Origin of the sequence: Trueperella sp. HMSC08H06 (assembly GCF_001808465.1) — a bacterium.
GTDB classification, from domain to species: domain Bacteria; phylum Actinomycetota; class Actinomycetes; order Actinomycetales; family Actinomycetaceae; genus Trueperella; species Trueperella bernardiae.
Map to the genome: position 1 here is coordinate 1 of NZ_KV793366.1, position 12,613 is coordinate 12,613.

The 12,613-nt window shown below is 65.8% G+C and carries 10 protein-coding genes; 7 read left to right on the plus strand and 3 right to left on the minus strand.

What is annotated here, in order from left to right:
* Nucleotides 1-275: 275 nt before the first annotated feature.
* The gene (locus HMPREF3174_RS07395) at nucleotides 276-1,214 is read left to right on the plus strand and encodes a nucleoside hydrolase (RefSeq protein ID WP_070448310.1); all 939 of its coding nucleotides are present in this window, start codon (nucleotides 276-278) and stop codon (nucleotides 1,212-1,214) included.
* 305 nt (nucleotides 1,215-1,519) lie between these two features.
* Entirely contained in the window at nucleotides 1,520-6,319 is a 4,800-nt protein-coding gene (locus tag HMPREF3174_RS07400) for a S8 family serine peptidase (protein WP_070448311.1), read from the plus strand.
* Between the two features lie 292 nt (nucleotides 6,320-6,611).
* On the opposite strand, the gene HMPREF3174_RS07405 is transcribed toward HMPREF3174_RS07400, so the two are convergent.
* Together HMPREF3174_RS07405 and HMPREF3174_RS07410 are read right to left on the minus strand one after the other, a co-directional pair.
* Nucleotides 6,612-7,106, minus strand: a complete 495-nt coding sequence (locus HMPREF3174_RS07405) for a GNAT family N-acetyltransferase (protein ID WP_246783079.1) — start codon at nucleotides 7,104-7,106, stop codon at nucleotides 6,612-6,614.
* A gap of 2 nt (nucleotides 7,107-7,108) precedes the next feature.
* The gene (locus HMPREF3174_RS07410; RefSeq protein WP_068539420.1) at nucleotides 7,109-7,582 is read right to left on the minus strand and encodes a GNAT family N-acetyltransferase; all 474 of its coding nucleotides are present in this window, start codon (nucleotides 7,580-7,582) and stop codon (nucleotides 7,109-7,111) included.
* 58 nt (nucleotides 7,583-7,640) lie between these two features.
* On the opposite strand from HMPREF3174_RS07410, the gene HMPREF3174_RS07415 reads away from it, so the two are divergent.
* Together HMPREF3174_RS07415 and nadE are read left to right on the plus strand one after the other, a co-directional pair.
* Nucleotides 7,641-8,390 carry a nitroreductase family protein gene (locus tag HMPREF3174_RS07415; RefSeq protein ID WP_068539418.1) on the plus strand — a complete coding sequence of 250 codons (750 nt, stop codon included), beginning with the start codon at nucleotides 7,641-7,643 and terminating at the stop codon, nucleotides 8,388-8,390.
* A 110-nt stretch (nucleotides 8,391-8,500) separates the two neighbouring features.
* Entirely contained in the window at nucleotides 8,501-9,325 is an 825-nt protein-coding gene (gene nadE, locus HMPREF3174_RS07420; RefSeq protein ID WP_070448312.1) for an ammonia-dependent NAD(+) synthetase, read from the plus strand.
* 41 nt (nucleotides 9,326-9,366) lie between these two features.
* Here the strand turns inward: nadE and HMPREF3174_RS07425 are convergent, their stop codons facing one another.
* Entirely contained in the window at nucleotides 9,367-9,978 is a 612-nt protein-coding gene (locus tag HMPREF3174_RS07425; RefSeq protein WP_070446537.1) for a SatD family protein, read from the minus strand.
* Between the two features lie 88 nt (nucleotides 9,979-10,066).
* Here HMPREF3174_RS07425 and HMPREF3174_RS07430 point away from each other — a divergent pair, with 88 nt between their 5' ends.
* The 3 genes from HMPREF3174_RS07430 to HMPREF3174_RS07440 all read left to right on the plus strand — a co-directional run bounded on the left by HMPREF3174_RS07430 (nucleotide 10,067) and on the right by HMPREF3174_RS07440 (nucleotide 12,541).
* Nucleotides 10,067-10,417 carry a hypothetical protein gene (locus tag HMPREF3174_RS07430; RefSeq protein WP_062614253.1) on the plus strand — a complete coding sequence of 117 codons (351 nt, stop codon included), beginning with the start codon at nucleotides 10,067-10,069 and terminating at the stop codon, nucleotides 10,415-10,417.
* A gap of 111 nt (nucleotides 10,418-10,528) precedes the next feature.
* Nucleotides 10,529-12,067, plus strand: coding sequence for an aspartate:alanine exchanger family transporter (locus HMPREF3174_RS07435; RefSeq protein WP_062614252.1), 1,539 nt, complete (start codon nucleotides 10,529-10,531; stop codon nucleotides 12,065-12,067).
* A gap of 192 nt (nucleotides 12,068-12,259) precedes the next feature.
* Nucleotides 12,260-12,541, plus strand: a complete 282-nt coding sequence (locus HMPREF3174_RS07440) for an HU family DNA-binding protein (protein ID WP_062614242.1) — start codon at nucleotides 12,260-12,262, stop codon at nucleotides 12,539-12,541.
* The last annotated feature ends 72 nt before the right edge of the window (nucleotides 12,542-12,613 follow it).

A 12,613-nucleotide genomic window follows, 5' to 3' on the forward strand; every position in this document is an offset into this window, starting at 1 on the left:
CACCTGGACCTAAAAACCTAGAGCACTCCAACGGTTTCGGCCGCATCCGCCCATATATGCAGATGCGGCTCAGGTCATCCCGCAGATTCTAAGCGCGAGGAGTGCCGCGGCAAAACTGGCCTCGGCCGCCCAGATTACCGGTGTCCATCCGGAGTCATCGGTCCGCGGCCACAGCTCCCGACACCGGGCCCAGATTATCGGTGTGGCCAGCTATTGCGCGTGTCTGTCTTCCCCATCGTGCGTAGAATGAAACACCTGACAGGAAAGGACTTGACATGCCTCAGCCCCACAGAATCATCCTCGACTGCGACCCCGGTCATGACGACGCCACCGCCATCCTCATGGCCGCCAAGCACCCGGCAATTGACCTCCTCGGCATCACCACGGTTCACGGCAACCAGACCCTGGCAAAAACCACACGCAACGCCCTCAACGTGGTGCAGTACCTCGGCCTGGACGTCAAGGTTTACCGCGGGTTGGAGCACCCGATGGTGATCCCGAACCGCCCGGTGGAGGAGCGCGTCCACGGCGACTCGGGCCTGGACGGCCCCGTCTTCGCCGAGCTGACCCGCGAGATCGAGGACAAGCACGCGGTCCAGTACATCATCGAAACTCTCCTCGCCTCTGACGGCGACATCACGCTCGTCCCCACCGGCCCGCTCACCAACATTGCGATGGCGATGCGCCTGGAGCCCAAGATCATCGGCAAGATCAAAGGCGTCGTGCTCATGGGCGGCAGCTACCAGCTGGGCAACGTCACCCCGGCCGCCGAGTTCAATATTTGGGCCGACGGCGAGGCTGCCCACGTCGTCTTCAACAGCGGCGTGAAGGTGACGATGATGGGCCTGGACATCACGCGCAAGGTACTCGTACTGCCGCACGTGCTCGAGCGCATGGCCAAGCATGACAACCCGGCTGGCAAGCTGTTCACCGACATGATGGGCTTTTTCAACTTGTCGCAGAAGCGCACCTTCGGCTGGGAGGGCGCCCCGCTTCACGACCCGACGACGATCGCCTACCTCATCGACCCTTCGGTCGTCACGGTTAAGCACATGCGCACCGACATTGACCTGGGAAGCGAGGCCTCCTACGGTCGCACGAACTGCGACATCTTCGGCATGTCGGAGAAGGAAAAGAACTCCGACGTGGCGGTGGACGTGGATGTGGAGAAGTTCTGGGACATCGTGGAGGAGTGCATCAAGCTCTACGGCTAGGCCGCGCTGTCACCCGGCGGCCCGCGCCGCCTTCGTCGCCTCCTCGACGACGCCGATCAGCTCATGGCCCATCGGGCGCAACCTGGCAGACAACGCTGCTCGGCACACGCAAAGTGTTTTCTCGTCACCTAAATCGGCGATTTGAGTGACGAACAAACACTTTTGGTGACGCGAAACCGAAGCCAGCCCGCCGGGGTGGCGGCAGGCCTGCCACCTGGGCGTTCAGTATGTGGGCGCACGTGGCACCGGGGCCTGATTCATGGCGAAATATACGTGTTCGCACAACACTGCACGAAAGTGAATCAATGAAGAAGCAATTGATCGCCGGGCTTGCGGTTCTTGCGCTGAGCCTCGGCTCTGTGCCCGCAATGGCCGCACCAGAACCACCGCCCGCACCACCCGCTCCGTCCACGACCGCCGAAAAGTCGGTAAAGACCGTGCCCGTCATCGTCACGCTCGACTCGGGCGCAGGCAAGGTTGACGCGACGGCGAAGGCGCTCGCGGCCAAGTACAACATGACGTTGCGCCGCCAGTTCAGCTACCTGGTCAACGGCTTCTCGGCCTACATCCCGGCAAGCGCGATCGCCGAGCTGGCGCGCGAAAAGGGCGTGGTCGCCGTCGACCGCATGCGGGTTTACTACCCGTCAATGGAGTCCGCCACCACGCTGACCCAGGTGGACACCGCGGCCGAAAACCACGGCGTGGACGGGGAGGGGCTGGTGGTCGCGATCGTCGACACCGGCATCGACATCGCCCATCAGGACATGCGTCTCGACGACGGGGTGGACACCAAGCTCGCCCCCGAGCCCGGGTTCACCGCGAAGGTGCCCTACGGTTACAACTTCGCCGACGGCAACACCGAGGTCAAGGACACCACCGCCTCCCAGCACGGCATGCACGTGGCCGGCATCGTGGCGGCCAACGGAGGCGAGGATGCCGACGTCGCCACGAACGGCCGGATCAACGGCGTGGCCCCGAACGCCCAGCTGCTCGCGATGAAGGTCTTCTCCAACGACCCGAACCGCACCGGTGCCGCGGCCGACGACATCATGGCCGCTGTCGAGGAATCCGTGCGCCGCGGTGCTGACGTCATCAATCTCTCGCTCGGCTACCCCAACGGTAACGAGGGCCAGTCGGTGGGCGAGCAGCGCGTGATCGCGAAGGCTCGCGCGGCCGGCGTCGAGGTCATCGTGGCCGCGGGCAACGAGGGCCAGAACGGCTCGCCCACGGGCGTGAACGACGACGCACTCGGACTCCTCGACGACGGCACGGTCGGCTCGCCCTCCACGGGCACGGGAGCCTGGTCGGTGGCGTCGGTCGAGAACGCCACCACGATCAACAGCCGGGGCGTGGCGAAGAACGACGCCGGCGAGTACGACTTCGCCCACCAGCTGCAGGCCGGCTCCACTGACGGCACGCCGATGGAGATCGTCGATGGCGGGCTGGGCAAGGTTGACGACGTGCTGGGCAAGGACTTTGCCGGGAAGTACGTGCTCATCCAGCGCGGTGAGATCCCGTTCAGTGACAAGTTCCTCAACGCCCAGGCGGCGGGCGCTGCCGGCGTCATCGTCTACAACCACGAAGAGGGCGGGGATGAGTTCGCGGGCATGGCCGGCCTGGAGAACGTGACAATCCCGGGTGCCTTCATCGGCCACACGGACGGTGTTAAGCTGCTCGAGATGATCGCCCAGGGCACCACCACCGTGTCGCTCACCAGCGAGGCGCTGATCCAGGCCAACCCGGCGGCGATGACCCCCTCCACGTTCACCTCGTGGGGCGCTGGCCCCGAGCTCGGCTTCAAGCCGGAGATCGCAGGGATCGGCGGCAACGTGTACTCCACGGTCAACGACAACCGTTACGAGACCCAGTCCGGCACGTCGATGGCCGCCCCGCACGTGGCCGGCGTCGCCGCGCTCATGATCCAGAAGGCCGAGGGGGACGGCACCGGGCGCTCGCGCGCAGAGGTTGTGCTGCGTAACCGCGTGGCCCTGTCGAACACCGCGCTCATCCTTGACCACGACGGCGTGCCCTACGCTCCGCGGCAGGTGGGCGCCGGCCTGGTCCAGGTGGACGATGCACTTGACACGCAGGTGTACGCCACCGTGGGCGGCGAGCCGGTGGTGGCGCTGAAGGAAGTCGATGGGTCGACGTCGTTCACGGTGACGCTGGAAAACGACGGCGACATCGATCGCGCGTTCACCGCGGGCGCCACGTGCGTGGTTAACGAGGACGAGGTGAGCAAGGAGTTCACCACCACCTACTGTTCGGACACGGACGCGATTGCGGCGTCGGGCACGGAGGTTATCGTGCCGGCCGGCGGTAGTGCCGAGGTCACGTACACGCTGAGCGTCTCGGGCGAGGACCACTGGACGCAGGGCTGGGTCACCTTCGAATCGAAGGACGAGGACCAGCCGGACCTGTCGGTGCCCTACCTCGGCTTCGCGGGTGACTGGAACGCCGAGCCGATCATCGACAACCCCGCCTACGAGGGCTTCGATGCTCCGATCCTGTCGGACGGCGAGACCACCTTCACCCAGACCTCGCTCTACACCTTCATCAATGAGGGCCTCTACACGTTCGGCGACGGCGAGCAGTTCATTTCGCCCAACAACGACGGGCTGGCCGACGCCGTGTTTGCGAAGGTGGCGTTGCTGCGCAACGCCAAGCGCGTGGAGGTGTCGATCCTGGATGAGAGCGAGAAGGTGGTGCGTGAGATCGGCTCGCAGGACGAGCTGGTCCGCCCCACGCTGAAGGAGCAACTGGAATCGCCGGTCAACGCCGCGCAGACCGACTTCTCCGACATCCGCTTCGACGGCAAGGTCTATAACCCGCAGACCGTGGCCTTCGAGGACCTGCCCGACGGAAAGTACTTCTACCGCCTCTCGGCCCGCATGGGTGATGCGTGGGAGCCGCAGACGCTCGACATGCCCTTCGGCATCGACCGCGTGGCGCCCGAGCTGGAGATCCTGTCCACCGAGAAGAACGACGACGGCGACTACGTGGTTCGCGTCAAGGTCACCGACGACTTCTCCGGGATTAATGCGGTGCAGGGCCGCTTCACCTGGCCCTCGTCCGTGGTGATCAGCGCCGGCGAGCCCGAGGATGACGTCTACACGATGACGATCCCGGGCGGCCTGGCCGACTCGGTGGGCTACTTCGAGATCTACACCTCCGACCGTGCCATCAACGTGGTGCGCAAGACCGTGACGCTGGGGGACAAGCTCGTCATCGAGTCCGAGCCGACACTGGCCGACCTCGACTACATCAACAAGAACACCGAGTCCGATCAGACCGACGAGCTCCTGGTGGAGGACGGCAAGCTGGTGCTCACCGGCCGCGCTGCCTCCGACGTGGTCAAGGTCCGCGCCGGCGACGCCGAGGTGGAAGTCCCGGAGTCGGGCCGCTTCGAGATCCGCCCCAGCGTGGTGCAGGGCGAGAACACGGTGACTGTCGAGGCGTTGAACGCCGACGGCGAGGTGGTGGCTACGAAGACCTTCACCTTCATCTGTGACACGGAGCCGCCCGTCGTGACGATCACCTCCCCGGCGAACCGGGACGAGATCGCGGCACAGGTGGAGGCCGGAGTCGTGAAGGTCGAGGGCACCGTGGCCGACAACCTCGGCGCAGTGACGGTGAGCATCGAAGGGGACGAGGTGGAGGTGGTCGACGGGCGCTTTACCGCCGACGTGCCCGTCAGCCCCGGGCGGCTCACCCTGTCCGTCCACGCGCGCGACGCCGCCGGGAACCTGGGCGTGGGCACGATCGTGCTCGCACCCGCCGACGCGTCCACCCCGCTCGCCCTCGAGGCGAACCTCGGCTTCAACCAGAACTTCAACGTGGTGACCGCCGACGACGACGCGCTGAGCGCCGGGGAAGACGGCGAGTACACCTACCTGTACGCCGGCAGGTTCAACCGGGTGCCGGGCTCGTTCCTGGTGAACGGCGAGCCGGTAGAGGTGGCCGAGGACGGCACGTTCGAAACCCCGGTTGCGTTGCGCGAGGGCATCACGGGCTTCAACGTACGTATCACGGATGTGGACGGCACGGTGCTGGTGGACAACAAGGTCAAGGTGCTACTTGACCTGACGGCCCCGAAGATCGAGATGAGCAAACCGGGGGTCAACCCTGACGGCGCGCTCTACCTGCGCGAGGCCGGCGAGGTCGAGTTCGCGGGCACGGTCTCCGATAACGCCTTCGGCTACGTGCTGTCCATCAACGGCGACCACGTGGACCAGTTCTTCACAATCGACGACCCGGGCGCAGCGGTCAACGCCCGCGACTTCGCCACGAAGGTGGCGGCCGCCGACGGCGACACCATCCTCGTGCTCCTCGAAGACCACCTGGGTAACGCGTTCGCGCAGCTCATCCCCGTGGTGGTGGACGCTGTGGCGCCGGTGATTGAGGTGGATCTTGAGCCCGAGGCGAAGATGAAGGCCAGCGAGACCCAGACGGTCAATATCCGGGTCACCGACGATCACCTGTCGGACGCCACTGTGTACGTGGATGGCGAAGCCGTTGTGGCACGTCAGACCGTGGTGACGCCGGCGCCTGGCGCCGGGATCCTGCTCGACGAGGGTAAGGACCTGGTGGGTGGCCAGCCGAGTGCGGTGGCTCTGCGCGAGGCCGGAATTGAGGAAACCGATGCCGATGGTGAGGCTGGTGAGGCTGGCGCCGTTGAGGGCGTGACCCTGTTGAGCTTCGAGGTCGGGCCCGACTTCGAGGTTGGCGAGCACGAAATCGTCGTGGACGCTACCGACAAGGCCGGCAACACGTCGGCGGCCGCGGTGCCGTTCGAAGTGGTCAAGGACCCGGACCCGGAACCGGACCCGGTTGATCCGACGCCCAACCCGGATGACACGTTCGTCCCGGGCATCGACGATGGCGACCTCACCGATCCCGATGCCAACGGTGGTCATACGTGGGTGCCGGGCCAGGTTGGCACGACTGACGGGCAGAAGCCGGGTACGCCTGGCGGGCAGGCTGGTCAGAAGGCGCCTGAGAAGGGATCGCTGTCCTACACGGGTGCAGCGGTGACGGGGGTGGCAACCCTGGCGGGAGCGTTGCTCCTGGTGGGTGCGCTCATCCGGCGCCGTGCTAACGCGTAACTAGCGCCTATCGGTTGGGGGCGGGCGGCGATGGCGCCCGCCCCCAACTGCATCCCGTGGCATTCAACTTGTTTCGCCACCACCACTCCGGTTTGCCGAAGCCTTGCGTTTCGGCACACGTAACCGGTTTCGACACACGCAAAGTGTTTTCCCGTCACCTAAATCGGCGATTTGAGTGACGAGAAAACACTTTGCGTGACGCGAAAACGAAGCCGGCATGCGGGAGGAGCGGCAGGCCGGCATGCGGTGTGCCGGCCTGCCGGACCAGCCCGCCCAGACTGGCCGAGCCCGGCTAGAACTTGCGCAGCAGCACCTGGTGGCCGTGCGCCTCGAGCCCGGTGGGCTCGAAGCCCAAGCGCAGGTAGAGGCGGTGGGCGTGCTCGTTCGCGGGGTCCACGGACAGCGAGATCCCGGGAGCCCCGGCGCCCCGCGCAATTTCGGTGACGCCGTCGATGAGCCGAGACCCGATCCCGTACCCCGCATACCGGCGCTCAACCGCGATCGCCAGCTCCGGCACGCCTTCGGCCACGTGCCCAAACCCGTGGTAGTCGTCGGTGCCCCACATGAGCCACGACCCGCCAGCCGGAACGTTGCCCTTCCATGCGATGAGTCCGCCGAGCTCCGGCTTCCAGTTGCCCACGTAGTAGTCGTGCCACTGGTCGAAGTCATCGGGGAGGTCGCCGAGTTCGTCGCCGAAGGTGTCGGTGAGGAAGTTGAGCCGAGCGATATAGGTGCGGTCGGATTCGGTGGTGGGCACAAGGCGCAGATCGGTGCGCGTAGACATCATGGTTATCCTTCCCGAACGAGGGTGGCGATGTGGGCGCCGAAGGCCTCGTCAAACTCGGCGCCGGTTTGCTTAAATCCGAGGCGCTCCCAAAACTCCATGGCCCCGCGGTTTGACACGGCCACCTCGGTGTACGCCGGCACGTCCGCGATCGCATACTCGAGGAGCGCCGTACCGTATCCGCGCCGCTTGACCTCCGGGCGCAGGTAGAGCCCGCCCACTCGCAGGGGTGCCGGATGGCCCGGCCCCATCGCTTCCACGAGGATGAAGCCAACGACGTCGTCGTGCGTAGCGACCCAGGTGGTAGTGGGCCCGGGGTCGGCGAGGCGCGCCATCCACACCCCGTCCATGGAGATGGTGTGGCGGGCGATGACGTCGTCGGGAAGGAGGCCGCGGTAGGTGTCCTCCCAGGAGGTGCGGTGGACGTCGGCGACCGCGGTGGCGTCGAGCGCGGTAGCTGGCCTAATGCGAATACTCATAGGTCTAACGTAGCACCGCTCACAATCCCCGTTGGTCATTCCACCTATCCTTGGTGCTATGAATTTGACGATCGAGACCCAGCTCGCCCACCGCTCCATCCGCGAATTCACCGGGGAGCCGATCCCCGAGGAGACGATGGAGGCCCTGTTTGAGGTCGCGATGCGTACCTCCACCTCGCGCGGCCTCCAGCACGCGGCGCTCATCCGGGTCAAGGACCAGGCTAAGCGTGAGGAGTTGGCCACGATCGGCAAGCAGCCCTACATCGCGCGGGCGCCGGAGCTGATCGTGGGGATCGTGGACGCGCGGCGTTCGGTGCGCATCCGCGAGGAGCAGGGGCTGGATCCGGCGCCGGCGGCGTCGCCGGTGGTGTTCCGCGAGGGTTTCACGGACGCGGTACTCATGATCCAGTCGATGTCCGTGGCGGCGGAAAGCCTGGGGCTGGGCGTGACTCACCTGGGCTCGGTCCTCAACGACTACGCCCGCCTCATCGAGGTTCTCGCCCTGCCGCGCTACACCTTCCCGGTGCTCGGCATGATGCTCGGCAAGCCGGCGCAAAACCCGCAGCTCAAGCCGCGCATCCCCACGGGACTGCGCGTGATGACCGACGTCTACCGCGAGCCCGATTCGTGGATGGAGGCGCTGTCCGATTACGACGCCGACATGCACACCTACTACGACCTGCGCGACGTGAACCGGCGCGTGGATGCCTTCACCACCCAGGTGGCGCGCATCGGCATGCCAGGGCCGCAGGTGAACTTCTTCCGTTACGTGGAGGGGCAGGGATTCGACATGGGTCTGGAAAAGTAGGCCACAGCCAGGTTGGCCCTGTCGGCGGGTCTGTCCGGTCGGCGTCGGGAGACGTGCGGCTCCGGGCCTCCGCCATGCCCGCGGGGGCGCGGGAGGTTAGACTGGGGAGCATGTTCCATCCGTTGCAACAGCACATTGTTGAGACCACGGGCGTGCAGCCCCAGATTGACCCGGTGCGGGAGGTGGAGCGGCGCGTCCAGTTCCTGTGCGACTACTTGTTGGCTACGCACACGGCCGGCTTCGTGCTCGGGATTTCGGGTGGGGTAGATTCCACGCTCGCCGGGCGGCTGGCGCAGCTCGCGGCCGAGAAGCTGCGGGCCGAGGGGCACGAGGCGGCCTTTTACGCTGTGCGCCTGCCGTATGGCGTGCAGGCGGACGAGACTGATGCCGCCGCCGCGATGGCGTGGGTGGCCGCCGATCGCGAGGTGACGATCAACATCAAGGAGGCCACCGGGGGCATCGAGCGCGCGTACCGCGAGGCGATGGGCATGGAGATCACCGACTTCAACAAGGGCAACGTCAAGGCCCGCCAGCGTATGGTGGCCCAGTACGCAATTGCTGGCGACCTCGGGCTGCTCGTCATCGGCACCGACCAGGCAGCCGAGAACACCGTGGGCTTCTTTACCAAGTTCGGCGACGGCGGCGCGGACATCCTGCCACTCGCCGGGCTCAACAAGCGGCAGGTGCGGGCGCTGCTGCAGTACCTCGGCGCACCGGAACAGCTGTGGGCGAAAGTGCCCACCGCCGACCTGCTCGACGGCCGGCCGCTGCGCACCGACGAAGACGAGCTCGGCATGACCTACGAGGAGATCGACGACTACCTCGAAGGCAAGCAGATCTCCGACGGTGCGGCCGCCAACCTCGAGGGCAAATGGGTGCGCTCGCGGCACAAGCGCACCACGCCCGTGGGGCCGGAGGACACCTGGTGGCGATAGCCGGCCCGGGCGGCACCAGCGGCCGGCAGGACCGGGCGCGCTCAGGCCTCCCAGAGAGCCTGTATAGCGGCGGCAAGCGGGCGCAGGTTGTTGCTCTTGATCCGCTGGGTGTTCGCTGACGCGGTGATGCCCAGCCGCGTGGCGGTGTCCTGATTCGCCTCGCCGCGCAGCAGACCGAGCAGGCTATCGCAGACGCCTGGTTTGAGGCTGCTGAGGTGAGCGTCGATGAGGTGCAGGCCCGCGAGAAGCGGCGCCTTGATATCGGGAGAACCCGTCCGAACGCCGGCCCAGCCGGGGGAGGCCGCGAGGTTCTCGACGGCCTCAAGCCCTTCTCGTGCGTGCCACCAGGCGGAGCCATCCTGGATGCCGTCGCCGATGTCGACGATCTCGCCCACGCCGATCCCGAAACGAATGTCGGCGGCGTGTGCGAGCATGGAGAGGCGAAGGAGGTGTGTGGCGTGGATGGCCGAACCAAGTGTGGGGAAGTCTCCCTGGATTTCGTCGCCCACGGTCGGGGCGAGGTCGGCGGCCTCGGGTGGCAGGCTTGCCAAGCCTGCCATGAGCGCCTCATGTGTGTGGGCGCGGTGAGCGCGCGAGTTCACGAGGTCGCCGATCACGGCCACACGTGTAGGTTTATCCTTTATAGTTGCCATATGTAGATATTAACTTAATTCTGGATTGGGGGGGGGGAAGGTGCTATACCTCGGCGTCCTGATATATGGCTTGTGTGCCATTGCGGCCATGTCCGGGAACGGACTGATCCGTGCCTTCATACGTCGGATCGATTCCAGTGATGTGCAGCCAGCTCGGATCGCGCTGCTCTCTGCTCAGCGCTCCCTTCCCGGCGGACGTTGGATCGGGATACTCGAGCGGCTCGCAACGTACGTTTGCCTGGTCGCGGGGTGCCCGGGCGGCATCGCGGTCGTGCTCGCCGTCAAAGGCTTGGGCAGGTACCCCGAGCTTCGTAATGACAACAGTGCTCGCGTGGGGGAGCTGTTTATTATCGGAACCTTTGCTTCTATCCTCTGGGCTGTGGCGTGGGCTGGGATCGCCGTCGCTGGAGCGCATGCCGTGCGTCACCTCGGGGGCTGAGCCGGCGGCCGGGTGCGGCTTGAATGGTCCCAAACGGCTAGAATCGTAACGACCAAGAATTTGACATGTGAAAGGTTTGTTGTGGCAAATCTGTTGAGCGCGTCGCCGCTCATGACGGTCTTCCTTGTGGTGGCACTAGGTGGGGTGCTCGGCATTATCCCGTTTGGCAAGCTCCGCTTCGGGGCAGCTGCCGCTTTGTTCGTGGGGCTCTTCATCGGGAACATTGTGCCCGAGCTAGGCGCTCAGCTCGGCCTGCTGCAAAACCTGGGCTTGGCTCTCTTCGTTTACATGGTCGGTTTGTCCGCGGGCCAGACCTTTTTCGCCGACCTCGCCCGCCACTACAAGCTCATGCTCGGCACGGTGTTCGCGGTCATCGTGGGCGCGGTTGCCACGATCGGGCTCGCCCCGCTGTTCGGGCTGAGCTCGGAGCTATCCGTAGGCCTCTTCGCCGGCGCGCTGACGAGCACCCCGGCGCTGGCTGCCGCGAACGCGGCGCTCGGCTCGGCCGAGCCGGGCGTCGGCTACTCGCTGGGCTACCCGATGGGGGTATTTTTCGGGATTGTCATCGTGTCGATGGTCGTGTCACGCAAATGGCCGGGGGGAAACGACACCCCGTCGGTCGCGGGGCAGTCGATCGTGGCGAACACGGCCGTCATCGAACGCGGAATCTCGCTGCGGGCCGTGCCGGGTTACCTCGAGCAGGAGATCCTCGTGTCTTACTTCATGCGCAACGGCAAGACCCGCGTGATCAGCCCGGGCGAGGAGCTCGAGCCGGAGGACCAGATCGTGGTGGTGGGCCGGGAAAACGCGGTAAAGGCCGCGATCGAGGCGATCGGCCACGTGCTTCCCGAGCACCTCGCTGACGACCGTTCACGCGTCGACTTCCGCTCCTTCACCGTCTCGCACAAGGAGCTCGCCGGCTCCACGGTGGCCGAGCTCAACCTGCCCGGCCGCTTCGGCGCCGTCGTCACCCGCATCCTGCGCGGGGACGCCGAACTGCTGGCGGGTAGCCACGAGCGCCTCGAGATCGGCGACCGCGTGATGGTCGCCTTCCCGCGCCGAGAGTACGACGCGATCGAGGACTTCTTCGGCAACTCCGAGCGGACGGTCTCCACCGTCGACGCCGTCGGGCTCGGCCTGGGTATGGTGCTCGGCTTGCTGCTGGGCATGGTGGAGATCAGCCTGTCGAACGGCGGATCGTTCAGCCTGGGGGCGGCGGCCGGCCCACTTATCGTGGGCATGATCCTGGGCTACCTGCGCCGCACGGGCCCGCTCGTGTGGCAGCTGCCGGGCGCAGCGAACCAAACGATCCGGCAACTCGGCCTGCTTCTCTTCCTGGCGGCGGTCGGCATCGCCTCGGGCCCGGCCTTCGCACAGACGGCGTTCTCGGTGGCAGGCCTCAAGGCGCTGGCGATGGGAAGCGTGATCGCGATCGTCGTCCTGCTTGTAACCCTGGTGATGGGCCGGATCCTGGGAGTGAGCGCGCAGCGCACGGCCGGCGTCATGGCAGGGGTGCTCGGCCAGCCGGCGATCCTCGCGTTCGCCAGCTCGAAGGAGGCCGACGAGCGAATCGAGGCCGGTTACGCCTCCGTGTTCGCCCTGTCGATGATCGCGAAGATCCTACTGGTCCACGTCATTCTCGCGTTCTAAACTCGCGGCTCGCCGCCATTTTCTGTGGATAATGTGGTGCGTGTGAATGCTGAGATCATCTGAGAGTGAAAACGATGATGATTTTGTGGAAATACCCAGACAGAGTTGGTGTTTACCCCGGTATTTCGGCTAAATTGAACGCTAGCGGTTCAATCCGAGCCGAACTGTAGGAACAAACTGAGAGGTAGATCTATGTCCCTCAACCGCACGGAGCTTATTGCCAAGATTGCCGACGAGTCCGGCCTCACCAAGACCGACGCCGACAAGGCCATTTCCGCTCTCCAGACCGTCCTCGTTGATGCCCTCGCCGCTGGCGAGGCCGTGAAGATCACGGGCCTCATGTCCGTCGAGCGCACCGAGCGCGCTGCCCGCAAGGGCCGCAACCCGCGCACGGGCGAGGAGATCGAGATCCCCGCTGGCTACGGCGTGAAGATCTCCGCTGGCTCCACCCTGAAGAAGGCTGTTGCCAAGTAAGTCACTTAAGGAAAGGCGCCCCTCGCGAGGGGCGCTTTTTCATGCCCGCGGGCAACGTGGCATCTCCCACCC